Origin of the sequence: Myxococcus sp. AB025B, from assembly GCF_006518215.1 — a bacterium.
GTDB classification, from domain to species: domain Bacteria; phylum Myxococcota; class Myxococcia; order Myxococcales; family Myxococcaceae; genus Myxococcus; species Myxococcus fulvus.
Map to the genome: position 1 here is coordinate 14,457 of NZ_SRLW01000006.1, position 25,883 is coordinate 40,339.

A 25,883-nucleotide genomic window follows, 5' to 3' on the forward strand; every position below is an offset into this window, starting at 1 on the left:
CTTCACCATCCGCACTTCTGGCCCTTGTTCTGGGTCTTCAGCCACTGACGCAGAGGGCTGAAATAATCCAGCAACGGTGTTGCATCCATGCGACGAGTCCCAGTGACGACCTGGAGCGCATCCGGCCAGGGCTTGCTGGCGCCGAGCTCCAGCATCGCCTGCAGCCGCTTTCCGGCCTCCTTGTTCCCGTAGATGGAGCACTCGTGGAGGGGGCCCTTGTAGCCGGAGGCCTCGCACAGGGCCTTGTGGAACTGGAACTGGAGGATGCGGGCCAGGAAGTAGCGGGTGTAGGGGACGTTGGCGGGGACGTGGTACTTGGCGCCCGCGTCGAAGTCCTGCTCGGAGCGGGCCACCGGCGCGGCCACGCCCTGGTACTTCTGGCGCAGGGCCCACCAGGACTTGTTGTAGTCGGCCGGCTTCACGCGGCCGGAGAAGACCTCCCAGCGCCACTGGTCCACGAGCAGGCCGAAGGGCAGGAAGGCCACCTTCTCCAGCGCGTCCTTGAGCTGGAGGTTGATGAGGTTCTTGTCGTTCTTCGCCACCTCCTTGAGCAGGCCGACCTGCTGGAGGTACGCGGGGGTGATGGACAACGTCAGCGCGTCACCGATGGCCTCGTGGAAGCCGTCGTTGGCGCCGGCCTGATAGAGCACGGGCAGGTTGTAGTAGTACGTGTAGTAGTAGTTGTGGCCCAGCTCGTGGTGGATGGTGACCAGGTCCTCCTCGGTGGGCTTGATGCACATCTTGATGCGCAGGTCGTTCTCGTACGTCACGTCCCAGGCGCTGGCGTGGCAGACGACGTCGCGATCCCTCGGCTTGGTGAACTGTGAGCGCTCGAAGAAGGTCTCCGGCAGCGGCTTGAGGCCGAGCGAGGTGAAGAACTTCTCCCCCAGTCGCACCATCTTCAGCGCGTCGTAGTTCTGCGCCTTCAGCGCGGCGTCCACGTCCAGGCTGGCCTGACCGGGGAACGGCTCCACCAGGGGGTAGATGTTGTTCCACTCCTGGGCCCACATGTTGCCCAAGAGGTGCGCCGGGATGGGCTTGCCCGCGGGCACCTTGTCCGCGCCGTACTGCTTCGCCAGCCGCCCGCGCACGTAGCAGTGCAGGTCGTCATACAGGGGCTTGACCTGGCCCCAGAGGCGCTGGGCCTCCTTCTCGAACTCCGCGGGCGGCATGTCGTAGCCGGAGCGCCACAGCGTGCCCAGGTCGTTGAAGCCGATGTCCTTGGCGCCATCGTTGGAGATGGTGACCAGGTTCTCGTACAGCGGGCGCATGGGCCGGGAGATGGAGTGCCAGCCCTGCCACGCGTCGAGCAGCGCGGCGTAGTCGCGGCTCTCCGCCATGACGTCGGAGAGTTCCTCCAGGTCGCGGCACTTGCCCTTGCCGTCGGCGCCGCAGTACTTGCCCTTGCCGTAGAGGCCCTCGAGCTTGGCGGCCGTGGTGGCCAGCTCCGCGCGCTTCTTCGCGTCCGACGGCGCGGGCAGCGCCTGCGACACGCGCAGGAGGTGCAGCATGCGCGCGGTGTCCGCGTCGAGCTTCAGCCCGTCGAAGCGGCGCGAGTCCTTGATGGCGCCGTTGACGTAGCCGAGCACCTCCTCGTTGACGTAGGCGGCGTTCCGCTCGGTGTCGTCGGTGATGTACGTGGACTTGATCCACTCGGCGGTGGCCTGCTTCGTCCACAGGCGCTTGAGGTCGGCGTTCACCTTCTCGGCGAACTGCTTCGCCTCTTCGGGCGTGGCCTTGGCGGCGGGCGTCTGGGCGAGGCCAGGGGCGGCGGTCAGCGCCAGGGCCGCGAGGGCCGAGCGCAGCAACGACTGCGTGAGTCGGGTCCGGTTCATGGACGCGGACCGTAGAGGAACCGCTGCCCGAAGACATCCAAGAAAACAATGTCTACGGCGCCGGCGCGCCCACCCCACCGCGTCGGCCTCGGCGTTCGTTCGCAAGCTGACGCAATGCGAAAACCGCGACGTCCTTCTCCTTCGCCTCCAGCATCAGGTCCGCCGGCACCGGCAGCGCGGCCACCATCTTCCGGAAGTCCGCCGGGTCCACCCGGTCCGAGTGCGCCCCGGCCCGCGACTGGGGGCGCTGGCTGGCCAGGTGGAACTTGGGCCGCAGGTCCAGCGCCGTCCACGTCGACGCGGCCTCGCGCAGGAGCTCCTTCAATGACATCACAGGCGTCGAGGCGAGGACCGCGTTGTGGAGGTTGTCTCCCACCATCGGGACGCCGTGCTCGCGCGCGAGGGGCAGGACCTCCCGCGCGCTCCACACCTTGTCGTCGTGCTCGATGGTGAGCCGCTCGCGCAGCGACACGGGCATCTCGTCCAGGAATCGGTGTGCGGCGACCAGGGCCTCCTCGCGCGTCGGCGCGGCGCCCCCGACGTGGAGCACCACGCGCGACTCGGGCCCGGCCTCCAGCAAGTCCAACACGCGCGCGCTGTAGCGCAGCTCCGCCAGCGAGGCCTCGCGAACCCGCGCGTGTCGGGAGGACAGCGAGGCTCCCGCCGGCGAGGGATGCATCGACAGCCTTTGATTCGAGCGGCGTGCGAGGCGGGCCAGGTGCTCGAAGTCCCGGCCGAAGGTCTTCCACCACGGGAGCGTGTTCACCGGGTGCGAGCCGAACGGGATGAGCGAGGAGCCGATGCGGAACAGCTCGATGCCTCGCGAGGCGTTGAACTCGAGCAGGCGCTGGAGTTCCTCGAGGTTTTGCGCGATGAGCGACTCCAGGCGTTGGGGCGTGGCGCCCGCCAGGCGGCAGGTGTGCCCCGCGCTCACGCCCAGCGTCAGGCTCTGCGCGACATAGCCGAGTCGATAGGTGTCGAAGCCTTCCATCACCTGGGACAAGCTCGCCACGAACGGGCCCACGCACAGCGGGCCACCAGCCCCACTCGGGCACGCTCGTGGAGCAGGCAGGCCCCCCTTGCCGCTCCTTCTGCTGTCAGAGGTTGGCGTTACAGCTTGAAGACATGTTGCTCGGTCACACGAAGGACCCCACCTGGCCCGCGTCCGAGGATGCGCTCGCCGAGGCCCGCCTCTTCATCCAAGCCCAGCGCGGCAAGCGCGTGCTGGTGGCGCCCCACTCGGATGCGGATGGCCTGGCCTCCGGCGTCCTGATGGTGCGAGCGCTCGAGGCCGTGGGCGCCCGCGTCGCCGTCCGCGTGCCAGGGAAGGGAGAGCATGCCCACTCGCCCGGCTTCCTGGAGCGGCTTCATGCGACGAAGCCCGACGCGCTCGTCGTCCTCGACATGGGCAGCCGACCCGCGCCGCTCCTGCCCTCCGTCCCCACCCTCATCGTGGACCACCACGCGGCGGAGTCCTTCCCTCCCGGGGCACAGGTCGTCACCGCGGATGGCCATGAGCCCATCGCGAGCAGCAGCCTGCTCACCTACGTGCTGGTGTCGCCGCTCGTCGTGCCGGGGCCGCTGGAGTGGCTGGCGGTGCTGGGCACCGTGGGGGACCTGGGCGCGGATGCCCCCATGCCGTTCCTCAAGGACGCGCTGCGACGCGCGAACCGCAAGGCGGTGACGGAGACGGTGTCCCTCATCAACGCGGCCCGACGCTCGGCCCGCTTCGCCGCGCCCCGGGCCCTGGAGGTCCTGCTGCGCGCGGGGGCCGCGAAGGACATCTCCGAGGGTCGCGTGCCCGGCGTGGACGAGCTGCACGACTGCCGCGTGGAGGTGCGCCGCGAGGTCGAGCGGTGTGCTCGCACGCCGCCCCGTGTCGCGTCGCGCGTGGCGCTGCTCCTGTTCAGCTCGGAGGCGCAGGTTCATCCGCTGGTGGCCGTGCGATGGACGCAGCGGCTGCCCGAGCACATCGTCATCGCGGCCAACACGGGCTACCTGCCCGGCCGCGTGAACTTCGCGATGCGCAGCCATGCGCCCATCGACCTGAGGGCCTTCATCCAGGGACTGGGCCTGCCGCCGATGGGCGAGGAGCTGGGCCACGGCCATGCTCGCGCCACGGGAGGCAACGTGAGCCAGTCCGACTTCCTCCGCTTCGCCGATGCCGTGGGGCTGCCAGGGCTGCGCGCCCAGGACGTGGAGCGTCGCGGCGCGTTCCCCGGCTGATGCGGTATGACGGGGGCGTGCACGCCCAACGCCTCCTCACCCTCCCCTCGCTGCTCGCGCTCCTGTCCCTGTCCGCCTGCGACTCCTCGGACGCGGCGCCTGGCGGCTGCGGCCAGTTCAGCTTCCCCCTCTCCACGCAGACGTCCTCCGGGCACCTCGCCGTCTGCGACAGCCCTGCCTGCGGCAACGGGGAGAACCCTCCGAACTCCGGGCCCCACTGCGCCAGCGTGGCTCGCTGTGGAATCTACGAAGAGCCCGTGTCGCGATGCCTGTACGTCCACAACCTGGAGCACGGGCACGCGGTGTTCCTCTACAACTGCCCGGACGGCTGTCCCGACGAAGTGGCGAAGCTGGAGGCCGCGGCGGCCACCGTGCCCATCGGCGCCAACGGCGTGCGACGCGCGCTCATCGCGCAGGACCCGCGACTGCCCAACCGCGTGGCCGCGATGCTGTGGCGACGCACGTACCTGGCGGATTCGGCGGACCCGGAAGCGCTCCGCTGCCTGCTCGCCTTCCAGGACACGGACGCGCCCGAGCCGGGCCTCGCCTGTCCCGGTCCGTGACACCGAGGGGCTGAAGCCCCGGACGTGCAGCGGGCGACGAGACTCCCGCTGCGGGCAACCGGCGTGGCGACCGCACGCCGTTTGTATTCAGGGGCATGAGAACAACGCTCCGAAGAACCGTCGCCGTGCTGGCGCTGGCCTGCACGACCCTGGCTGTGTCGTCCGCGTTCGCTCAAGCCGCACCGCCCGGCGTGAAGGGCCCCGTGCCCACGGGCCTCCCCAATCGCCTGTCCATCGGCCTCTTCGAGGAGGCGGGCCAGAACTGGATGCGTGACAGCGGCGTCCCCTGGGACGTGCGCTACCGCTACCTCACCAAGGGCTGGGTGGACAACTGGGGCTGGGGCCAGCGCGACGGCGCGTGGGCGAAGACCTTCCTCACCGAGTCCAACACCCAGGGCTTCATCCCCGCGCCCGTCTTCTACCAGCTCTTCGCGGAGCCAGGCGGCGGCGAGGCCGAGTCCCTCGCGAAGGTGCAGAACATCGACACCATGCGCGGCTACTTCAGTGACTTCAAGATCCTCCTCCAGCGCGCGAAGGAGTACGGCAGGCCGGTGCTGATGCCCATCGAACCGGACGCGGTGGGCCTGCTCCAGTTCTATACGAACTCCAACCCCAACACGTACGCCGCCGTCGCGGCGACGGGCATGCCGGAGCTCGCGGGCCTGCCCAACACCGTGGCGGGATGGGGGCTCGCCTTCCTTCAGCTCCGCAAGGCCGTGGGCGCGAACAACGTCATCCTCGGCCTCCACATCTCCGCGTGGGCCAGCGGCAAGGACATCTCCTGCTGCTCCATCAGCGATCCCCTGCAGCCGGAGGTGGACAAGGTCGTCAACTTCCTCAAGCCGCTGGGCCTGGGCGCCAACAGCACCGGCGCGACGTACGACGTGCTCGTCGGAGACCCGCTGGACCGTGACGCGGACTTCTACAAGCTCACCCGGGGCCAGGACGTGTGGTGGGACACGAACGACAACGCCGCCATCGCCTCGCGCTCGTTCAATCGCTACCACCAGTGGCTCACGCTGATGAACCAGACCTCCGGCAAGCGCTGGGTGCTCTGGCAGATTCCGCTCGGCAACTCACAGCACCGCAACATCAACAACGATGGCACCCCTCGCGCGGGCTACCGAGACAACCGGACCGAGTATTTCTTCGGCCCCGCTGGAGACGCGCACCGGCGCAAGTTCGCCAACGCGGGTGTCATCGCGCTGCTCTTCGGCGCGGGCGCGGGCGGACAGAGTTCCTACACCAATGACCTGGGCACGAACGGCCAGCCCTATCTCAAGAGCAACGCGTCGCCCTTCCTGACCGCCGGTGGACTGACGCTCCCGGCCACGGGCACCACCCTGCCCGTCCCGGGCACTGGCACCGACGGAGGAACCGACGCGGGGGTTCCGGATGCAGGGGGACCGCGAGACGCCGGCTCGGGCGGCACCGACGCGGGGACACCGGATGCCGGCTCGGGCGGGGGCACGGGTCGTGGGTATGGCTTCGAGTCCGGCACCGAGGGCTGGTCCGCCACGGGCGCGCCGCTCAAGACCGCGACGTCCACCACCACCCGGCCCCAGTCGGGCACGCGCTCGCTCGCGATTCCGTTCAGTGGCACCGCGGGCACGGGCGTCGTGTCCGTGATGACCGCCACCGTGCCTCAAGCGGGCGTGGTCACGATGCGCCTGTGGGTTCCCGCGGGGAGCAAGCTCACCGCCGTCCAGCCGTTCGCGCTGGAGGGCGCCACGAGCAACTGGCGCTACAGGGGCAAGTGGACCGCCGCGAGCAGCCTCCAGACGGGGGCCTGGAACACGCTGACCATTCCCCTGCCCTCGGACAGCACCACGCCGCTGTACCAACTGGGCGTGGAGCTCATCACCAACGCGGGCTGGACGGGCACCGTCCACCTGGACAGCGTGGCCTGGTAGCAACCACCACGACGGCTCCGGCGCTCGACTCGAGGGCCGGAGCCGTGCCGTTCCCGTCCGGACTCAGTCGTCCAGGCCGAGCTCGCGGTTGTCCAGGGCGGTGCCCCGCGCGGTCTCGTAGATGGTCGCCAGCAGCGGATTGGAGATGGCCTCTCCGAAGAGCAGGTGGAAGGGAATCGCATCCTTCGGGTCATCCGGATGCTCCTTCAGCGCGTCGGTGACCCAGTCCTGGATCTGGTCGAGCGTGAGGTCGCGCACGCTCCCAATCACGGGGAGCGACACGTCCGGAAGCAGGTCCTTGGCCTTGAAGATCAACCCCACCAGGCCCTTGGTGGCCTCGTTGCGCGCGTCCAGTTCCTCGACGGCGAGCATGAAGCCGCCCTCGATGGCGCCCACGAGGCTGCCCATGCCCCGGGCCAGGCGCTGAGCGTCCTGGGAAGGAGGATTGGCGGTCGCCTCGGTCTCCAGCCGCCTCTGCATCTCCCCCAGCTTCTGCACCACGAACGTGTGCAGGGCCTCCTGTCCCTCGAATGAAGGGTCGGTGAAGAGCGTCCTCGTGAAGAACTCCGCGAGCTTCCCGGCGCTCTGGCTGCTGATGGCTCCAGAGGCGTCCGCCACGGACGCGAGGATGGCATCCGCGTTGCGCGTGAAGAACCGGGCCGCCGCGGCGCGGGACTCCTCGTTCTCACCCAGGTACGGGATGCTGTCCATGAACACCTGGAGGGACTGAGGCGTGGGCGGCTGGATGGCGCCGGCCGCGTCCAGGAGCTTCCCGAGCGCCTCGTACGACCCCGTCCCCATGCGCGCGATGGGCTCCTCGAGGTTCTTCAACACCCGCGAGACGACCTCCGGGTTGCGCTCGAGGAACGTCTGGAGCTCGCCTGGCGGGAGGCTCGCCAGGGCCGTGGCGATGGCCACCGCTCGCGCGGGGTCCTCCACGTTGTCGGCCTGCATGATCTCCAGCTCGCGCTCCACGTAGGCATTGATGAGGTCCGGGTTCCCCGTCCCGGCGATGATCTTCGCCAACATCTCGTGGGACTCGCCGCTCCACGTCCCGTTCCCGTGGGAGCCCACCGCCTCCTTCAGCTCGTCGAGCGTGACCTCTCCCCGCCGGTAGGCCGCGTCCAGCGCGTCCGAGAGGAGCTGCTGGTCCTCGGGGCTCAGGTCGTCCGCGTTGTCGAGGATGTTCCCCACCGTGGGGCCGTACTCGAAGAGCATGTCCATGAACGCCGCCTGCTCCGCGGGGTCCGGGTGCGCCCTCAACCACTCCGCGATGGACTCCGGGTTCTCCCCGCCCGTCGCCTCCTCGATGGCCCGCCGCGCCTCCGCCTCCTCCGCGGGCGTCAGCACCGGAACAGGACACGCCTCCCCCTGCTTCGCGAGCGCCGTGGGATTGCCGAGGCTCGCCAGCGAACGCTCGCTCAGCCGTGCTCCCTGAAAGGCATCCACGCCCCCTTGCTGGCGCGCCCGCTCCGCGACGCTGTTCCCGGAGGGAATCCGGACCGGCACGGCCGAAGCCACCTCCTTCTTCTGGGTGTTCCCGACGTGTGGGCGTGGCTTGCCATCGATGCGAGCGGTCATGGGCAGACTCCCGGGCGCTGGAGGAAATGACTGACCACCCAGTTGTCGGTCCAACCCCCGAATGAGTTGCCTGGGCCCGCATGCCGCACCCGGACGAGCCCGCATGACACGGCCCGCTGAGAGCCCCGCCCTGAAACAAGTCATCCACGCAAAATCAAATACAAACATTCGACACGACCATTGCCCGCAGGGAGGCCCTGTCATGCTCCCATCCCTCACAAACACAGTCGTGCAGACAAATGCTCGCACCCCTATCCTGGTGCTCATGACAACCAATCCAATGAAGCGACCGAGTGGCTATGACGTGCTCCTGTCCGCGCTGCGGGCCTGGGGCGTCACGACCTGCACTGGCGTCACGGGTGGCGGCCTGCTGCACTTCCTCCAGAACCTGGAGCCCCATCCAGGACGACGGGAGGAGCCGCGCGGCGAGGAGGCTCCCTGGTTCTTCACGCTGGGCGAGTACGCCGCGGGCTTCACACCCCTGGGCAGCTATCTCGCCACGGGCGGGCTGGGATGCTGCGTCGCGACCACGGGCGCGGCGACCAAGCTGCTGTCCTGCGGCTTGAGCGACGCCAAGCTGCATGAAATCCCGGCGGTCTTCCTGGTGCCCCTGTGCTCCACGAAGAGTCCGGGGCTCAGCCCGCTCCAGGACACCTCCCCGCTCGGCAGCAACATCGTTCCCCAGCTCCAGGCGGAGCTCCCCGGGGGCGTGTTCGTGCTCGACCAGCCCGCCACCCTCATCCCACAGCTGCGCCAGGCCCAGCACCGGCTCCAGCAGTCCAAGCCCATCGTGCTCGTCATCGAGCCGAACCTCCTCAAGCTCCCCAGCGGCGAGGAGTCCTGCCAATTCCACCCGCTCCGTCCACCCGAGGCGAAGCCGGAGGACGTCCGTCACTTCGTCAAGACGTTCCACGCCGCGGCGGAGGGGCGGCGCGTCGTCATCCTCGCTGGCGAGGAGCTGGCGCGCGCGCCGGGGGCACCGAAGCTCACCACCCGCCTGTGTGAGCAGCTCGGAGCCTCGCTCGTCTGGAGCATCAACGGCGCCAACGGTGTCGAACGACAGAACCCGTGGGGCCATGGCTACATCTGCTTCGGGGGCAACGACGCGGCCATGGACGTCTGGAAGGGCCTGGGCGAGGAAGATGTCCTCCTGGTGCTCGGAGCCTGTCCGGACGAATACACCGTCAACCTCCAGCCCTACCCCGCCGGGAAGACGTTCGTCGTCACGTCCATCGAGGACGGCTACGGCCAGCTCGACGGCAGCTTCGCCCACCGCGCGCGGCACGAGTTCCATCAATGGGTGACGCCCCTGGACAGCGCCCTGCATGCGCTCGTCGAGCACCTGGAGCACAGCCCTCCGCGAACCCGACGCGCCTCCCCCGCGCCCGCGAACCTCAACCACACGCCGCGCCCCCCACCCCGTCCTGGCTTCGTGGACCTGCGCCAGCTCTTCACCCAGCTGGATTCCCGCTGGGCTCCGGGGACACTCGGCTTCGATGATGTCTGTCTTTCCTACAAGGACCGGCAATACGTCACCCAGCGCCCCCATCCGAACGCGCGCTTCTTCTCACTCTATCGGGGCTCGGCCATGGGCAATGTGCTGGGCCTGTGCATCGGCGCGCGACTGGCAAGCCCCGACAGCCACGTCGTCGGCTTCACCGGCGACGGCTGCTTCCGGCTCTTCGCGGGATGTCTTTCCGAGGCGAGCCACCTGGACCTGCTCCTGTTCGTGCTCGACAACTCCAGCTACGGCATCGTCGAGCAGGCCCTGCCCACCATCCTCCCGGGCATCCAGGCCTCGCGCCGTCACACCCAGCTCACCCCCATGGAGTTCGGCGACATCGCTCGCGCCTGTGGCTGGGTGGGGTTCGAGCTGAAGCCAGACCTCACCAACCTGGACGCCATCCTGAGCCTCCACCGTGCTCGCGCGGGGCAGTCCATCCTGGTGACCATCCCCGTCGACAGCGAACAGGTGCTCGGCCTCAACCCCCGCGCCGGCAACCTCTGACCGCCCGCGCTTGCCCGGAGAAACCCCGATGAAAGCCATCCATGAGGTGATGCCTCTCCTGAAGCTGCTCGACACCACCTACCGGCGATATTTCAACAAGCCCCTGGGCGTCGGCTTCTGCCCTCCCCACCTCGAGCACGTCTCCGACCCGACCCGCCTCTCGTGGGTCCACACCCAGGCGCCCTTCATGCTGCTGGCCCAGGACACCCAGCCAGAGCCGGTCTACTTCTACTCCAACGCCGCCGCGTCCCGGCAGTTCGGCTACTCCGCCGACGAGTTCCTCCAGACGCCCGCTCGGCTCAGCGCGCCACCCGACGGCCAGCAGGAGCGCGCCGCCCTGATTCAATCCGTCCAGGAGCGCGGCTTCATGAAGGGCTACTCCGGCATCCGCGTCACCAAGGGCGGGGAGCTGTTCAGGATTCACGACGTGGAGCTGTGGCTCGTCCATGACGCGCAAGGAGCCCACCTGGGCCTGGGCGCGCTCGTCTGGCCCGCGCCGCTCTAGAAGGCCCTCGCATGGGTCACTCGCGACAACTCAAGCCTGGTAGGGTGAAACGCTGTTTTGTTGCCTACCCGATAAAACCTTGAATCCGGAGTGTTCCCTCACATACTCTCCGTGTGCGTTCATGTTTCGCATGAGCGCACTCAAATCATCCGAGGGGGACATTCCATGGCAGCAGACGCAGCGGCGAACGTATCCGACGCCCTGGCCACGGTGGACAACATCGCCATCCAGGTCGAGCAGGCGCTGTACAAGCTGTATCTGGCGGTGAGCGGTTCGGGTTTCAAGAGCATCACCGACAAGATTGCTGTCATCTGGACGCCGGTGCGCAACGTCCTGAGCTCGGTGCTCAAGCAGGTGGAAGGGCTCATCAAGCCCCTGATGGACCCCAACGTGGTGGACTCCATCAAGAACGTGCTGGAGGCCGGGCGCGACCTGGTGAACTCCACGCTGGACCTGCTGCCGGACTCGGCGCGGAACCTGGCGCTGACGGGACAGCGCTTCCTGAACATCATCGTCGACTTCGTGGGAGCGGGCGTCGAGCACATCGTCGCCATCGTCGACCTGCTGCTCAACGTGGGCAAGGCGCTCATCAACGAGGCGTCCACGCTGCTGCCGGCGACGCTCGCGGCGCTGCGCAAGACGGGCGTGCAGATTCCCGCCACCAATCCCTGATTCCAGACGTCGTCGGCTCAAAATCAACCAGTCATTGAATAGGACCGTGCCCCGGTCGGGGTGGGCGTGTGCCCAGTGACACGGTCCGGGGAACCTGCACCCTGAGCAGGGTTCGATACCCCCTCGCTCACGAGGGTCGGGGAGCGTATGGCCACAGGTCTCATCATTCCCGGTGTCCAGGTCACGGTCGTCAAGGAAGTGTTGCCCCAACAGCTCGCGCCGTCGGGGGTTCTCGGTATCACCGGCTTCCTGGAGTCAGCCCAGGGCAAGGTGATACGCGCCAGCAGCTGGTCGCGGTTCCTGGAGGTGGCCGGGCGCGCGAGCGCCTACAGCCTCCCGGAGGCGCGGCAGGCATTGGACAACGGTGTGTCGGAGCTGGTGATTTCACCGCTCGCCGCGACGGCGGGGACGAGCGCGACCATCACCGCGCCGCCGGATGCGAGCAAGTATCCCTCCGGCTCCACCGGGGAGAAGTATGGCGCGACGTTCCAGGCGCGAGTCGCCGGCCCGTGGGCCAACGGCATCACCGTCAAGGTGAGCTACCGGGACAACATCGACAAGACGGTGTCGTTCGACCTGGAGGTCATCCACCCGGCGAGCGGCGCGGCGGAGGTGCTGCGCAACGTGAACTCGGCGGGGCTGGTGTCGACGCTGGACACCTCGTCGTTCATCCGCGTGGACACGACGAAGGGCGTGGGCTGGCCCACGGCGGGCACGTACACGCTGGCGGGCGGCAAGGACGCGTCGCCGGACGAGTACGCCACGGCGCTGGGGAAGCTGAAGGACCACCCCGACGTGGACCTGGTGCTGGCCGCGGTGCAGGACTTCACGGACAGGGCCAAGCTGTCGCGCATCTATGGCGATGTCATCAGCCACTGCAACGCGCTGAGCGGCGAGAGCAAGGGGCGCCTGGGCTTCGGACAGATCCCCCCCACGGGGACGCTGGAGGAGACCGCGCAGCTGGCCTCCAACCTGGTGAGTGACAGGTTCGTGCTCGTCGCGCCGCACGGCGTGGTGGGCGCGGTGGCGGGCATGGTGGGCGGCCTCACGCCGCACCAGTCGCCCACGTTCAAGCGCGTGTCCGGGTTGAACGAGCTGTCCCTGAGCGTGGAGGAGCAGAAGGCGCTGCTCAGGGCCTTCGTGGTGCCGGTGGTCACGGAGCGCGGCCGGGGCACCATCGTCGTGCGGGGTCTGACGACGGATGGAGATCAGATCAACGTGCGCCGCGTGGCGGACCGCGCGGTGCGCACGCTGAAGATGGTGGGCGACCTGTTCATCGGGTTGCTCAACAACGCGGACGGGCGCAGCGCGCTGAAGCAGAAGCTGGTGGAAGCGCTGGTGCAGATGGAGAAGGACGGCGCCATCGTCCCCTCCACCGACGGGAAGGACCCCGCCTTCAAGGTGGAGGTCTATTCGTCGCAGCAGGACTTCGCGCTCGGAATCGTGAGGGTCAACATGGCCGTCAGGCCCGTGCGCGCCATCGACTACATCTACGCGACCATCACGGTCCAGGTCTGATGAGGGAACGCATCGATGCCAACGGTATTCTCAGCCAACCGTAGCAGCATCCTCGTCGACGGCGAGGCCGTGGACGGCCTCCAGTCGCTCGCCTTCCGGGTGGTCACGGAGCGCGAGGACATCCGCGCCATCGGCTCCAACGAGCGCGTGGACGTCATCTTCGGCCTGCGCACCGTCATCGGTGAGCTGGTCATCCGCTCCGCCGCCGTGAAGCTGGACTCGCTGCTCGACGCGCGCGGCAAGTTCCAACTGGTGGCCAACCTCAAGCGCACCGAGGGCACGGACGACACGCGCACCCTGTCCTTCGACGACTGCTTCGTGGAGAGCAAGTCGTTCCAGATGGACGCCCACGGCAGCGCCGCCACGACGTACGCCTTCACGGCGACCCGCCTGCGCGAGGAATAGTCCGTGAGGGAGGCGCCCGCGAGCCCACACACGGAGTCGCCCGGAGCGTCGCTCTCCATCGAGATCGACGGCCGGCGCTTCCGCCTCCACACCGATGACTCCTCGCGGAGCATCGAGGTGGAGGTCGCCACCGGGGAGCGCGTCCCGCTCCGACGGTGGGGCTTCGGGGCGCACCTGCGCGCGCTGGACTCGCATGCGCGGCTGGAGGGCGCCAGGCTGGACTTCGACGCGGAGGGCTTCGCGCTCGACGTGCTGCGGGATTCGGGCGTTGCGGAGTCGCGTTTCACGGAGCTGGCGCCGCTCGCGCTGTGGTGGGCGCTGTGTGGACTTCGCGAGCCGTCCGTCGGGGTGCTACCCGAGGGATGGCGGCAGGTGGGCGAGGTGCGTGCCCGGCTGCGCCCCTGGACGTTCGCCGAGCGCACCCAGGTGCTCGAGGCGAGCCTGGTCACGCTGGCCGATGGCGCCCGCGAGCTGAGCCTGGAGCGGTATCTGCGCGGGATGCTCGACGCGTCGGTCGTCGAGTGGGCTCCCCCGGTGGCGCTGGAGTCGCTGGACGGCGCCACCACCGCGGCGCTGCTGGAGGCGGTGGTCACCGTCAACGCGGACGCCGCGAGTCCCGAGGACCGGATGCTGGAGGCGCCCGGCAAGCAGGCCCGGGTCCTCGCGGAGATGACGCTGAAGCTGTGCCGTGCCCTGGGGTGGACTCCCGCCCAGGTCTGGGCGACGCCCGCCTCCGAGGTGGACCGACTGCTGACGATGTTGAAGCTCACGGAGCCTCCTGCTCCGCCTCCGCGGCAGGCCCCCGCATCGCGGGCCCCGCGGCTGTCCGACTTTCCCGATGCGGTGGTCATCCAGGTGGAGGACGACTGATGCGAACGACGTTCACCACCGCGGAGCTGACCTCTCGCCTGCGCACCCCGGCGCTGCGTGCACTCGAAGGGGTCGCGCGGCAGATCGGCGCGCCCCTCCCGCGCCCCGTCGAGGAGCCACGTCCCGGGCCAGCCGAGGAGAACGTCGCGAGCGCGACAGCTGGAACCGACGCATCCCGCCTGGCTCGCACTCCGAACCCGTCAAGCCACATGCGGTCCGGAGCGCTCGTCATGGCGAATGACGGAGCCCTCTTGAAGCCCGCGCATGGACACGAGGCGTCCTCAGGCCTCTCGTCGAGGGACGTAGAGCCGCCCCAACGAGCACCCCTCTCCCCATCGAGTGAGACGCGGGGGCTTGCGTCCCGAGCATCCGTTCCGAACAGCCTCTCGACGGATGCCACGCACAAGCTCCAGCGGGGCGTGGCCGCGAGTCAGGCAGCGCATGGGACGCGCGACTTCGCGCTCTCGACGGCGGCCGCGCACATGGCCCCCCAAGGCCCTTCCTCGGGTCACACAGCGCCTGGGCCGCGCGGCTTCGCCCTCTCGACGGAGGCCGCGCACAAGGCCCAGCGGGCTCCTTCCGCGAGTCACACAGCGCCTGGGCCGCGCGACTTCGCCCTCTCGACGGAGGCCGCGCACATGCCCCAGCAGGAGCCTTCCGCGAGTCACACAGCGCCTGGGCCGCGCGACTTCGCCCTCTCGACGGATGGCGTGCACAAGGCGCGGCAAGCTCCTTCCGCGAGTCACACAGCGCCTGGGACGCGCGACTTCGCCCTCTCGACGGAGGGCACGCACAAGGCCCAGCAGGCTCCTTCCGCGAGTCACACTGCGCCTGGGATGCGCGACTTCGTCCCCTCGGCGGATGCCGCTCACATAGCCCAGCAAGATCCTTTCGCGAGTCACACTGCGCCTGGGCCGCGCGACTTCGTCCCCTCCGCGGATGCCGCGCACAAGGCGCAGCAGGCTCCTTCCACGAGTCACACTGCGCAGGGGACACGCGACCTCGCCCTCTCAACGGATGCGACGCGTGAGATGCAGCACGCTTCGCGCGCGAGTCACACAGCCCATGGGACGCGCGCTCTTGCGCTCTCGATGGTTGCGACGCGCGAGGCTCGGCACGGTCCCGTCGCGAGTCACGCAGCAGATGGAGCAGCGGCCTCCAGCCCGTCTTGGGCCTCATCCCGTGATGCGGCGCATGGGGCATCCGACCTCACATCGCTTGCGTCATCGAGCGAAGCCGCCCTCCCCGCTCGGGGGCTCTCCCCTGAAGCGTCCGCGTCTCACGCCTCGTCGGGTGACTCGGTGCGAACCGGTGCTTCCGCGACACGAGACCACGCTCCGCTCATGCAGCACGGAGTTGCGTCGCGGGCGTCCGAGTCCCTCGGAGCTTCTCCAGCTCCGAGGGGGTGGTCCTCCGACACCTCGATGTTCGCGAGCGATGACCAAAGCGGCATGGCCACGACGCCCCTGTCCGTCTCCGTGGGACCGCGCCCCGATGCATCGCCGCACGCCAGCGTTCCCCGAGGGCCCGAGGTCTCCGCCGGGACGCCCGTTGCTTCCGCCGCAACAAGACCCGCACCGGAAGGACTCCGCATCACCGTCAAGTCCACGGACCCGGCCTCGCCGAAGCGACAGGTCGTCCGGCTCATGAGAGCCCTGCCTCCCAGCAGCGCCGCCGTGCCCGCGCCAACCTCCGCGCCGCCGCTCGTCGCCGATGCGACGAACCTCCCGGCTCCGCACGAGCGAGCCTTCGAGGTCCCCCTCCCCTCGCCCGCCGCGAGCGGTACTCCCACGAGCGCGGACGTCGCCCCACGCCCGCGCGTCGTGCAGCTGCTGTCTCCCACACCGCCGTCGCCCACGACTCCCCACGCTCGTCCCAAGTCCCGACTCACGTTCGCGCCTCCCGAAGCGCCGTCGCCCGCTGCCGCGCCCTCCCCCCAGCCGGTGCTCCCCCTCTCGCGTGAGGTCTCCCACGCGATGGCGCCGATGCTGGAGCACGCGCGACAGCTCTCCGTCCCCGCCCCGAGCACCGAGCCCAACACCAGCGCCCCCGTCCAGAACACGTTCAACGTGAGCGTGCAGGTCGGCACCGACAACGCGGCGACGGGCATGGACCGGCGCACGCTGGAGGACGCGCTGGTGGACATCCTCCGCGAGTCGGCGCGTCGCCACGGACTGGAGGTCTGAGCCATGGCCGGCATCGGATACACGGTGAGCATCGGCTCGCTCCGGGCCTCCAACTCCTCCCGACAGGGACAGGCCCTGGTCCGCTCCATCTCCAGCGAGCTGACCATGGACGGCGTGGGCGGACGGTGCACCGTGGAGCTCGTCCCCTCCGACGCGGGGCTCCCCGCTCCCGGCGAGTCCACCACCATCGCCCTGGACCCGGGTGACGGCTCCGTCACCGTCTTCACCGGACAGGTGCTGGAGGCCCGCGCCGCCGCGGACTCCGCCGTCGTCATCGGGGGCGACGCGCTCACCCAGCTCGCGCGCATCGACGCCACGGGCGCCTACGAGCAGATGTCCGCGGGCGCCATCGTGCGGGACCTGCTCGGGCTCGCGAGCGCGAAGGCGGGCACCGTCGAGGACGGCCTGACGTTCCCCAGCTACGTGCTCCACCGCGGCCCTCGCGCCCTGCGCCACATCCAGCGCCTGGCCGAACAGTGCGGCTTCGACGTCTTCACGAACGGAAGAGGCCAGGTGCACTTCTCCGCGCCCAGGAAGGGCGGCGCGGACCACACGTTCGTCTACCGCACCCAGGTGCTGCGCACGCAGCTGCACCAGGCGCTCCCCGCCATCGACGGCTTCGAGGTCTGGGGCGAGGGCGCAGCCAGCTCCCAGGGCGACAGCAAGGCCCACTGGCTGGTGGACGACGTCGCCCCCATCCACGGCAAGGCCGCGCTGGGTGACCAGGGGCAGGTCCGCGCTGGCTCCGTGGGCAAGCACTCGCGCGAGGTGAAGGACGGCGCCGTGCGCAGCGGTGACAGCGCCTCCGCGCAGGCCAAGGGCCGCGTCACCGCGCTGGCGTCACGCAAGCTCCAGGGCTTCCTCGTCGTGCTCGGCGCGCCCGCCGTCCAACCCGGAGACCTCATCGCCGTGACGGACATCCCCCAGGGACACCCCGTGGAGGACCTGCTCTCCGGACAGGTGCTCCGCGTGCGCACCGTGCGCCACCAGCTCGACGCCCGCACGGGCTTCACCACCCGGATGGAGCTCTGACATGCCCGTCCGCATCGGAAGAATCGAGCTCATCGGGCTCACGAAGATCTACACCGAGGACGCGCGCAACCTCGTCCAGCAGCGCGTGCCCGGTCAGGCCGGCAGCGTCTTCCAGGACCTGGGCCGCGAGCCCGTCACCGTGGTCATGGAGGGCCTGCTGCTCGGCGAGGACCCGCAGGCCGCGCTGGAGGAGCTGCGCCAGGCGCAGATGAAGGCGACGCCCCTGTCGTTCGCCTCGGACGCCATCGCCGGCGCGGACCTCACCGACGTCCTCATCGCGGACTTCCAGGTGCGCCAGCTCGCGGGCCACCAGAGCCGCTTCAGCTTCTTCCTGCGCGTGAAGGAGTACGTCGAGCCCCCCGCCAAGGCGGACGCGGGCGTGGGCGCGGTGAATGACGCCGTCTCCCAGGATGCGCGGTCCTGGGCCAGGAGCTCCACGGACGCCGCGGGCGTGCTCCAGAAGCCGGAGACGCTCATGGACGCGGTGGACGCGAACCCGGAGCTGCTCGGCCACCTGTCGCCGGACGAGCTGGGCTCGGTGGTCAACGGCACCAGGGGATCGCTCACCGGAGGCAACTTCAGCAGCCTGCTCGGCAAGCTCGGCAAGGTGAACCCCGGCGCCATCATCGGCTTCGTGCAGTCGCTCAGCCAGGCGGGGAGCCTGGGCGAGTTCATCGAGAAGCTCGCCACCGAGGGCATCAACATCCTGGAGCAGATGACGGGCCTGGACCTGGGCGACGCGCTCGCAATCATCAAGGACATCGCCGGCGCCGGGGACTTCCTCGCCAAGGTCCAGCGCGTGGGCAAGGAGGCCGTCGCCCTGGGCGAGGTCATCAGCGGGTTCGATCCGCTCGGCCCCTTCAAGGACCTGGAGAAACTCCCGTGAGCACGACGGCCGACATCGTGGATGGCATCACCCGGCTCATCGACGCGCTGGACGAGCTGCTCGAGTCCAAGACCGTCGCCGCCATCGTCCGGCTGGTGCGCAAGTGCGGCATCGGCGCCCCCGTGAAGGTCGTCCTCGACGGCATGGACAAGGCGCTGGACTTCATCATCACGTGGATCGGCAAGCTGGAGCAGGTCGCGGCCATCCCGGACCTGCTCGACGCGCTGGACCCCGCGCTCGATGGACTCAAGGCGCTGGGCGAGAAGTCCGAACAGGAGATGCGCGACATGGGTCTGGAGCCCCTGGCCCCGCTGGCGGGCGCGGCGCACGCGGCGCACCAGCTCCTGGAGAAGATCCGCGCGGGCGTCACCGTCGTCCTCCAGGGCTACCTGCCCAAGCAGTCCCTCGCGTCGCTGCGCGGGGCCGTCATCGACCTGAAGGACACGCTGAAGGAGCTGGCCGAAGCGCTCGTCGCCCCCGGCACCGAGTCGTTCACCGCCCTGCCGTCCGGCGCGCCCCAGCTCGTGGGAGGCGGAGCATGAGCGACCTGGTCACCATCATCCGCGCCATCATCCGCGACGAGCTGGCCTCGCTGCGCCTGGGAGACCTGGGCGTGGTGACGAGCGCCTTCCCGCACGCGGACGGCGACGCGCACAACCACGAGTGCAACGTGAAGCTGCGCGAGAGCGGCCTGGAGCTGCGCCGCGTGCCCATCGCGACGCCGCACCTGGGCATGGTGAGCGCGCCGCACGCCGGGGACCTCGTCGTCATCACGTACCTCAACGGCGACCCCAACCGCCCCGTCATCACCGGCCGGCTCTACTCGGACACGCTCAACCCGCCCATCCACGAGGCGGACGAGTGGCGCGTCGTCTCGCCCCCCAACGGCAAGACGTCCATCGCCATCGACCAGGAGCAGTCGGTGGTCATCACCGCCGGGGAGACCGTCGTCACGGTGAAGCAGGACGACGTCATCACCATCAAGGGCAAGACGGACCTGTCGCTGGAGGTGGAGGGCAACGTGCAGCTCAAGTGCACCGACTGCACGGTGGACGCGTCCGGGAAGATCGACCTGGGCAAGGGCGGCAGCGGCGTCATCACCGAGCAGAGCCACAAGTGCTACTTCACCGGCGCGCCGCTCAAGGGCTCGCAGGACGTGAAGGCCAAGTAACCATGCCCGCACCGAGCGGAAGCGAGATAGGCGGCCTGGCGAAGGGCGCCATGCAGTCCGCGGGGCTCCGGGGAGGGAACGCCCCGGACCTGGCCACCGCGCTCGGCGACGCGTGCGGCCAGGCGTTCACCCTCTTCGCGAACATGGCCATCGTGTCACCAGGCATCCCCGCCGCCGCGCCTCCGCCGCCGGGCGCCGGCAGCACCGCGGGGCCCGGCATGATGCTGCCCCCGCCCGCGGGCGGCCCCGGCGCGTCGCAGATAGAGCCCATCGCCAAGGGCCTGCTCGCGTCCAACCAGCTCAACGGCGAGCAGCGCGACGCGCTGGCGAAGGCCATCGCGCAGACGGTGGAGCAGGCCCTGGTGCTCTTCACCACGACGGTGATGGTGGCGCCGGGGATGGCCATCGCGGGCTTCACCACCACGTCGCCGGGCAGCCTCATGGGCGCCGCGCCCGCCAAGCCCATGCTCCAGCCGATTGCGCTCGGCTTCCTCCAGGCCGGTGGCATCCGGGGAGAGAACGCGCCGGACCTGGCGGGCGCGATGGCGCAGACGCTGGCCGACGCGCTCACGCAGATGATGACGCGCCTGAAGGTCGCCCCGGGCATCCCCAGCTCGCCCGGCGCCACCGCGGGCCCGGGGAGGTTGCTCTGATGGCGGACGCGCTCAAGACCGACCTGCGGCTCTCCTTCAAGGAGTCGGGCGGCGTGGACCTGGACTGGTCCGACGACGGCGGCGCCGCGACGGTGAGCGGCAAGGACAACCTCATCCAGGCCCTGACGATGCGGCTGCTCGTCTACCGCGGACACCTGGAGCAGCTGGGCCACCAGCGCTACGGCAGCCGGGTGGCGGACCTCATCGGCGAGCCGCTGGACCGCGCCAACCTGGACCTGCTGCGCAGGTACGTGCGGCAGGCCATCAAGGAGGACCCGCGCGTGGACGAGGTGCTGCAGCTCACCGTCTCCGCGCGGCCGGACCTCCCGGGGGCCGTGGAGGTGCGGGCGCGCATCCGCGCCATCACCGGCGACCCGGTGGAGCTGGGGCTGTCGCTCGACCTGGGCTGAGCGCGGCGGGACACACGGGGTACGGACACGACTTCGGGAGAGCGTGATGAACGGCAAGGAAACGCAGGGCATGAACGGAGTGCTGACCCTGGAGCTCTTGAACCTGGACGGCACGCTGATGGAGCGCCGCAAGGTCCCCAACCTCATCACCATCGCCGGCAAGCGGCTGGTGGCGGAGCTGCTCATGGGGCGCGTCAACGCGCTGACCACGAGCTGGTCCATCGCCGTGGGCACCGGCACCACGCAGCCGATGCCTTCCAACATCAAGCTCGACAACCAGGTGGACCTGGCCGCGGACACCGCGCCCAAGGTGGAGGAGGTCATCCTCGGCGACGGCACCAGCACGGTGCGCGCCCTGGTGACGGCCACCCTGCCCCCGCCGCCGGCCCAGTCCACGGTCCAGCCCCTGACGGAGGCCGGCATCCTCGTCACGTTGGGGACGGGGGCGCCCATCCTCTTCAACCGCGTGCGCTTCGAGGAGGTCAACCGGGGCTCCAACATGGTCATGAAGATGACGTGGGAGATCTCCTTTTGAGCCTCATCCCTCCGGAGACGACCACGTTCAGCGCCATCGTCGAGCGGCTGCTGGCGAACATGGGGGCCGGAACGGACCCCAACGCCGGAGGCATGGCTCGGACCCTCGCGGAGGCGTACGCGCGGGAGATGGCGACGTTCTACGCGATGATGGAGCTGGCGCACCGCTCGGGCTACCTGGACACCGCCGAGGGCGCGGCGCTGGACAACGTGGTGGCCGTGCTGGGCCTCACGCGCGCACGCGCCGGACGCCTCACCGGGGAGGTGGAGCTCAGCCGCGCCGCGCCCGCGCCGGAGGACATCGGCATCCCCGCCGGACGCCAGGTGACGGGCATGGCGGCGGACGGCCAGCCCCTGCCCCTCTTCGAGACGCGGGAGGACGCCACGCTGCGCAAGGGCGACACGCGCGTGCTCATCCCGGTGCAGGAGGTCCAGTCGGACGACGAGGACGCGCGTCAGGCGCCCCCCGTCATCAACCCCTTCCAGCTGACGCTGATGCCCCGGCCCATCCTGGGCATCGAGGCCGTCTCCAACCCGGCCCCGCTGCGCCGGGACTCGGAGGACGAGACGGACACGGACCTGCGCGCCCGCGCGCGCACCGCGATGCGCGACGGCGAGAAGGGCACGCTGGAGTCCATCGCCGCGGCGGTGCGCAAGCAAGGGGTCCAACACGTCACGGTGCGAGAGCCCGCGGACGCGCCGCCTGGCGTCGTCGACGTGCTGGTGGGCGACACGGACTTCGAGTCGGACGTCGAGGGCGTCCGGCGCGTCGAGGCCGCCATCCGCGAGTCCAAGGCCGCGGGCATCCTGGTGCGGCTGCGCTATGCGCGCACCATCTTCTTCCTGCTCGACTTCAAGGTGGAGCCGAACGACGACGCCATGGACGAGGCGACGTTCGACCGGCTGCGCCGCGAGCTCCAGCAGAAGCTGTCCAGCTATATGCGGGAGCTGCCCGTGGGCGCGTCGGTGAGCCGGCGCAAGCTGGAGGCGCTGTTCTACGGCGACCCGGCGGTGCGGCGCATCTCCGACATCCAGGTGGAGACGTACGTGTGGGGGACCGCCTCCGAGGCCGCGCTCGAGAAGACACTCGTGCTGGAGTCCACCAGCCGCCTGTATGGGGCCAACCGGGACTGGCGGCTGGAGTCGCTCGAGGCCGCGCGCGTGGACCTGGTGCGCAAGCCGCCACGCATCACCCGGCTGCGCCCCCCGACGTGGCGGCTGGACCTGGTCGTCACGCTCGCCCAGGGCGACACGCGCACGGCGGAGCAGGTGCGCGACGCGCTGCGCGGCGCGATGGAGGTCCACGCGGCGCGGCTCACCGAGGAGGCGCAGCAGCGCCCCACCCTCCCGACGTACCTCACGCGCGGCAAGCTGGAGGAGGCGCTGCGCTCGCAGGCCCACGTCGCGGGGCTGCTCGGCTGTGACGTCACGCTGCCGTCGGGGACCACGGTGGCCCTGGTCTCCGCCCCGTCCGCGAATGCGCTCACCGAGGAGGTGACGCAGCTCGAGGTGTCCGCCGACCTGCGCCTCGTGTTCGGCGGAGCGGAGCTGGTGGGGGTCGGATGAGCGCGGACCAGCGCAGACGCCGCATGGTCGGCTACCTTCCCCCGGTCCTCCAATCGGGGACGAAGCTCAACGAGTTCTTCTCCACGCTCGCCCTGGAGCTGGAGCAGATGGAGGGCGGGCTGACGCGGCTGATGCGCTCGCGCTGGTACACCCTGGCCCGGGGCTTCGCCGTGGCGGAGTCGCCCGCGGACAAGGCTCTCTCCGAGCTGGGGCGGCTCGGGGCGCTCCACGGGCTGCTGCCCCGCCGGGGTGAGTCCGCCGAGTACTTCCGCACGCGACTGGCGACGGTGGTGGAGTTGCACCGCACGGGCCTGGGCTCGGCGTCCGCGCTGCTGCGCCTGGTCTCCCTGGTCTACATGGCGCGGCAACCTCCGGCGGTGACGTGGGAGGAGGGCCGGACGGTGGCCCGGCTCGTCGTGCCCCGGAAGGACGGCACCTTCCGGCCGCTCACCCTGGAGCTGGTGGACAATCCGCAGACGCCCGCCACCGCCGGCTTCCGCGACGTGAGCGGCGGCCAGCGGCTGCTCACCACGAACGCGGGGCTCGCGACGGCGATGCCCACCATCACCCTGCGCGCCACCTCGCGCGAGGTCGCGGTCCCCATCCTGCGGCACGCGGAGTCCGGGCTCGACCTCATCTACCTGGGCCGCATCCCCCAGGGCGCCACGCTGAAGCTGCGGGACGGCTTCGCGCCCATGCTCGACGGCGTCCCCGTGGAGCGGCCCATCATCCTGGCCCACCCCACCCGCTTCTCCGACGAGAACGGGACGAGCCCACCGACGCGCTTCGACGCGGTGGACTCCCGCTTCTCCGTGTTCAAGGAGGACCATCGGCTGCCGGAGCTGCCGCCCGGCGAGAGTCACTGGACCTACGGCACGCTGGAGCGGCCCGAGGTGCGCGCCTATCTGCTCGGGTGGAGCGAGGAGGACGTGCTCGAGGCCGAGGCCCAGGCCCTGCCCCAGCGGGACACCCCGCCGTTGGAGCTGCGCTTCGACTGGACGGAGGTGTCCCCCGCCACCTTCTCGCTGCGCATCCCCGCGGACCACATCCCGCCGCACCTGCTGGAGCCGAACGAGGAGGGCGTGACGCCCGGACTGCCAGGGCTGGTGCAGGAGCTCACCGCCGCGCTGGAGTACGGACGGTGCGCCGGCGTGCGCACGCGCATCGAGCTGACGCTGCCCATGCCCGCCGAGGCGCTCGTGGCGCGCGAGGGCCCGCTGGGCGTCGTGCTGGAGGCGGACTTCTCCGAGCGGCTCGTCCCCGCCGACGCGCTGACGTCGTTCGGCTCCCACATCGAATTGCATGAACAGTTCCCCGCGCCCCAGGAGTCGCTGACCTGGGGTGGCGTCTTCGACGGCACCCGTTTCGATACCTCGAGGTTCCAGCCATGAGTCAGCCCTACTACCCCGCCCGTCCCGGTGACCCCATCCTCGCGGACACCTGGAACAACATGCAGTTGCAGGCGCGAGCGGAGATCCACAACCACACCCACCGCGGCGGCCTGGATGGCAAGCAGCTCGCGGGCGACAGCATCTCCCCTTCCGCCATATTGAAGGTGACCCGCGTCGAGGCCACCGACACCCTCGTGGTGAGGAATGTCGACGTCACCACGCGCTTCCTGGACCTGGAGGCCCAGAAGCTGTCCCTCACGGGGGGCACCCTGAGTGGCCCGCTGACGGTGAACGCCAACGTGGGCATCGGCGCGGCGCCGGGGACCAAGCGCCTGCTGGTGGTGGCACCGCCGAACACCGAGGCCCCCGCGCCCCTGGAGGTGCGCACCTCGGGCAGCCAGACCTGGGGCATCGGCCTCGTCGTCAAGACGATGGGCGGCGCGGAGGGCGCGTCCATGCTCCTGCGCACCCGAACCAAGAGCTGGCAGGTGCGCGGAGAGCCCGGCTCGGCGGCGCTGGGCTTGCAGATCACCGAGGACGGAGGAGACCCGGAGACGGGCTCGGGCCCGGGCACGCCTCGGCTGCACATCAAGGCCGGCGGAAGCGTGGGGCTCAACACCAACGATCCGCAGGGCGCGCTGGACGTGCGGCTGCCGGGGGGCGCGTCCGGGTTCGACCGCTTCGTGGTGAACCTGACCAGCGACTGGTCCCCTGGCATGTCCCACGTCACCATCGGCGCGGGGCAGGCCGCGGGGCTGATGATCAACAACCCCCACGTCGTCTGGCACAAGGGCGAGTCGCGGGCCTCCATCCGCTATGGCCTGAGCGGCGGCACGGCCTCCGGCCTGTTCTGGGACGTGGGTGCGCGCGCGAACAACGCGTTCTCCTTCATCGTCAACAACACGTCGACGCTGTGGATGAACGCGGATGGGAACATCGGCATCGGCACGCAGACGCCGGGCGCGCGGCTGGACGTCCAGGGGGGCAACCTGCGCGTCAGCGGCGCCATCACGCCCTCCATCGGGAACTCCACGGGCAATGGCATCCAGTTCCCCGTGGACGCCTTCGGTGGCGCGGGCGACGGCGCGTGGATCCGCTACTACCGGCTCCCCAATCCGCTCCCGGGCGACGAGGAGAATGGCCGGCTGGTCATCGGCGTCGAGAACGACCCAGGGGACGCGTTCGCCATCTTCCAGGGGACCGCGGAGCGGCTGTGCATCGTCAACGGCAACGTCGGCATCGGCGCGGCGCGGCCCTCGGCCCCCCTGCATGTCCAGCAGCGCGAGGCGAACGTGGGCATCCGCCTCAGCGAGAACACCTCCGGTCGCTACATCGACATCGCGTACGAGGGCCAGGGCACCTTCCACATGTTCCACAGCAGCGGCAACGGCCGCTACATGCCCCAGGATGGTGAGTGGCATAAGTTCTCCGACGTCCAGCTCAAGGAGAACATCGAGTCGCTCCAGGGCATCCTCCCGCGCGTGCTCGCGCTGCGCCCGGTGAGCTTCGACCTGAAGTCCACGGGCCATCACCAGCTGGGGCTCGTCGCGCAGGAGGTGGAGCCCCTGTTCCCGGAGCTCGTCTCGGACGCGCCCATGCTCGAGGACGGCAAGCCGCTCAAGGGGCTCGCGTACGAGGCCTTCAGCGTGCTGGCCATCGCGGCGCTCCAGGAGCTCAAGGCGCACTACGACACACGCATCGAGGCGCTGGAGCAGCGCCTCCACGACCAGGAGCAGCACGGATGAAGAGCCAGATCGAGAAGCGTCTCGCGGACCTCAAGGCCGAGCACGAGGCGGGACAGAAGATGCTCGCGGAGCTGGACGCGAAGCGCACGGGGCTGGTGCAGACGATGCTGCGCATCGAGGGCGCCATGCAGGTGCTCCAGGAGCTCCTGCCCGCCGACGAGGCGAACAACGCCACCGTGACGAACCTCCCGCACGCCGCGCGCTGAAGCCCCG

24 protein-coding genes are annotated in these 25,883 nt (G+C 69.9%); 21 read left to right on the plus strand and 3 right to left on the minus strand.

Going from position 1 to position 25,883, the window contains the following annotated elements; genetic code table 11:
• Nucleotides 1-2: 2 nt before the first annotated feature.
• Nucleotides 3-1,835: a M2 family metallopeptidase gene (locus FL311_RS01945; RefSeq protein ID WP_141323082.1), complete on the minus strand. Its 1,833-nt coding sequence runs from the start codon at nucleotides 1,833-1,835 to the stop codon at nucleotides 3-5.
• A 52-nt stretch (nucleotides 1,836-1,887) separates the two neighbouring features.
• Entirely contained in the window at nucleotides 1,888-2,847 is a 960-nt protein-coding gene (gene uvsE / locus FL311_RS01950; RefSeq protein ID WP_141323083.1) for a UV DNA damage repair endonuclease UvsE, read from the minus strand.
• Nucleotides 2,848-2,960: 113 nt separating this feature from the next.
• On the opposite strand from uvsE, the gene FL311_RS01955 reads away from it, so the two are divergent.
• The 3 genes from FL311_RS01955 to FL311_RS01965 all read left to right on the plus strand — a co-directional run bounded on the left by FL311_RS01955 (nucleotide 2,961) and on the right by FL311_RS01965 (nucleotide 6,537).
• Complete coding sequence (locus tag FL311_RS01955) at nucleotides 2,961-4,061, plus strand: DHH family phosphoesterase (RefSeq protein WP_141323084.1); 1,101 nt, start codon at nucleotides 2,961-2,963, stop codon at nucleotides 4,059-4,061.
• On the plus strand, nucleotides 4,061-4,624 hold the full coding sequence (locus tag FL311_RS01960) for a DUF3105 domain-containing protein (protein ID WP_141323085.1): 564 nt from the start codon (nucleotides 4,061-4,063) through the stop codon (nucleotides 4,622-4,624). Before FL311_RS01955 ends, FL311_RS01960 begins: the two co-directional genes overlap by 1 nt.
• Before the next feature lie 95 nt (nucleotides 4,625-4,719).
• On the plus strand, nucleotides 4,720-6,537 hold the full coding sequence (locus FL311_RS01965) for a hypothetical protein (protein ID WP_141323086.1): 1,818 nt from the start codon (nucleotides 4,720-4,722) through the stop codon (nucleotides 6,535-6,537).
• A 63-nt stretch (nucleotides 6,538-6,600) separates the two neighbouring features.
• On the opposite strand, the gene FL311_RS01970 is transcribed toward FL311_RS01965, so the two are convergent.
• The gene (locus FL311_RS01970; protein ID WP_141323087.1) at nucleotides 6,601-8,118 is read right to left on the minus strand and encodes a hypothetical protein; all 1,518 of its coding nucleotides are present in this window, start codon (nucleotides 8,116-8,118) and stop codon (nucleotides 6,601-6,603) included.
• Nucleotides 8,119-8,398: 280 nt separating this feature from the next.
• Here FL311_RS01970 and FL311_RS01975 point away from each other — a divergent pair, with 280 nt between their 5' ends.
• The 18 genes from FL311_RS01975 to FL311_RS02060 all read left to right on the plus strand — a co-directional run bounded on the left by FL311_RS01975 (nucleotide 8,399) and on the right by FL311_RS02060 (nucleotide 25,876).
• Complete coding sequence (locus tag FL311_RS01975; protein WP_228556624.1) at nucleotides 8,399-10,126, plus strand: thiamine pyrophosphate-dependent enzyme; 1,728 nt, start codon at nucleotides 8,399-8,401, stop codon at nucleotides 10,124-10,126.
• Between the two features lie 28 nt (nucleotides 10,127-10,154).
• Nucleotides 10,155-10,631, plus strand: a complete 477-nt coding sequence (locus FL311_RS01980; RefSeq protein WP_141323089.1) for an MEKHLA domain-containing protein — start codon at nucleotides 10,155-10,157, stop codon at nucleotides 10,629-10,631.
• Between the two features lie 165 nt (nucleotides 10,632-10,796).
• Nucleotides 10,797-11,303: a hypothetical protein gene (locus FL311_RS01985; RefSeq protein WP_141323090.1), complete on the plus strand. Its 507-nt coding sequence runs from the start codon at nucleotides 10,797-10,799 to the stop codon at nucleotides 11,301-11,303.
• 147 nt (nucleotides 11,304-11,450) lie between these two features.
• Complete coding sequence (locus FL311_RS01990) at nucleotides 11,451-12,821, plus strand: phage tail sheath C-terminal domain-containing protein (protein ID WP_141323091.1); 1,371 nt, start codon at nucleotides 11,451-11,453, stop codon at nucleotides 12,819-12,821.
• A 15-nt stretch (nucleotides 12,822-12,836) separates the two neighbouring features.
• Nucleotides 12,837-13,226, plus strand: a complete 390-nt coding sequence (locus FL311_RS01995; protein WP_046713998.1) for a hypothetical protein — start codon at nucleotides 12,837-12,839, stop codon at nucleotides 13,224-13,226.
• 3 nt (nucleotides 13,227-13,229) lie between these two features.
• Complete coding sequence (locus FL311_RS02000) at nucleotides 13,230-14,096, plus strand: hypothetical protein (protein ID WP_141323092.1); 867 nt, start codon at nucleotides 13,230-13,232, stop codon at nucleotides 14,094-14,096.
• Nucleotides 14,097-15,742: 1,646 nt separating this feature from the next.
• Nucleotides 15,743-16,282, plus strand: coding sequence for a hypothetical protein (locus tag FL311_RS02005; RefSeq protein ID WP_141323093.1), 540 nt, complete (start codon nucleotides 15,743-15,745; stop codon nucleotides 16,280-16,282).
• 3 nt (nucleotides 16,283-16,285) lie between these two features.
• Nucleotides 16,286-17,314, plus strand: coding sequence for a hypothetical protein (locus tag FL311_RS02010; protein ID WP_141323094.1), 1,029 nt, complete (start codon nucleotides 16,286-16,288; stop codon nucleotides 17,312-17,314).
• A gap of 1 nt (nucleotide 17,315) precedes the next feature.
• Nucleotides 17,316-18,200 carry a hypothetical protein gene (locus FL311_RS02015; RefSeq protein ID WP_141323095.1) on the plus strand — a complete coding sequence of 295 codons (885 nt, stop codon included), beginning with the start codon at nucleotides 17,316-17,318 and terminating at the stop codon, nucleotides 18,198-18,200.
• Nucleotides 18,197-18,742: a hypothetical protein gene (locus FL311_RS02020; RefSeq protein WP_141323096.1), complete on the plus strand. Its 546-nt coding sequence runs from the start codon at nucleotides 18,197-18,199 to the stop codon at nucleotides 18,740-18,742. Before FL311_RS02015 ends, FL311_RS02020 begins: the two co-directional genes overlap by 4 nt.
• Nucleotides 18,739-19,371: a phage baseplate assembly protein V gene (locus FL311_RS02025; RefSeq protein WP_141323097.1), complete on the plus strand. Its 633-nt coding sequence runs from the start codon at nucleotides 18,739-18,741 to the stop codon at nucleotides 19,369-19,371. Before FL311_RS02020 ends, FL311_RS02025 begins: the two co-directional genes overlap by 4 nt.
• 2 nt (nucleotides 19,372-19,373) lie before the next feature.
• Complete coding sequence (locus FL311_RS02030; protein ID WP_141323098.1) at nucleotides 19,374-20,024, plus strand: hypothetical protein; 651 nt, start codon at nucleotides 19,374-19,376, stop codon at nucleotides 20,022-20,024.
• Nucleotides 20,024-20,434, plus strand: coding sequence for a GPW/gp25 family protein (locus FL311_RS02035; protein ID WP_141323099.1), 411 nt, complete (start codon nucleotides 20,024-20,026; stop codon nucleotides 20,432-20,434). The genes FL311_RS02030 and FL311_RS02035 overlap by 1 nt, the downstream gene beginning before the upstream one ends.
• A gap of 46 nt (nucleotides 20,435-20,480) precedes the next feature.
• Nucleotides 20,481-20,969: a hypothetical protein gene (locus FL311_RS02040; RefSeq protein WP_141323100.1), complete on the plus strand. Its 489-nt coding sequence runs from the start codon at nucleotides 20,481-20,483 to the stop codon at nucleotides 20,967-20,969.
• A complete protein-coding gene (locus FL311_RS02045) occupies nucleotides 20,966-22,534 on the plus strand; it encodes a baseplate J/gp47 family protein (RefSeq protein WP_141323101.1) in 1,569 nt (522 codons plus the stop codon). The genes FL311_RS02040 and FL311_RS02045 overlap by 4 nt, the downstream gene beginning before the upstream one ends.
• Nucleotides 22,531-23,925 (plus strand): hypothetical protein, encoded by a 1,395-nt coding sequence (locus tag FL311_RS02050; RefSeq protein WP_141323102.1) that lies wholly within the window; start codon nucleotides 22,531-22,533, stop codon nucleotides 23,923-23,925. The genes FL311_RS02045 and FL311_RS02050 overlap by 4 nt, the downstream gene beginning before the upstream one ends.
• Nucleotides 23,922-25,670: a tail fiber domain-containing protein gene (locus tag FL311_RS02055; RefSeq protein WP_141323103.1), complete on the plus strand. Its 1,749-nt coding sequence runs from the start codon at nucleotides 23,922-23,924 to the stop codon at nucleotides 25,668-25,670. Before FL311_RS02050 ends, FL311_RS02055 begins: the two co-directional genes overlap by 4 nt.
• Nucleotides 25,667-25,876 carry a hypothetical protein gene (locus tag FL311_RS02060; RefSeq protein ID WP_141323104.1) on the plus strand — a complete coding sequence of 70 codons (210 nt, stop codon included), beginning with the start codon at nucleotides 25,667-25,669 and terminating at the stop codon, nucleotides 25,874-25,876. The genes FL311_RS02055 and FL311_RS02060 overlap by 4 nt, the downstream gene beginning before the upstream one ends.
• Nucleotides 25,877-25,883: the final 7 nt, after the last annotated feature.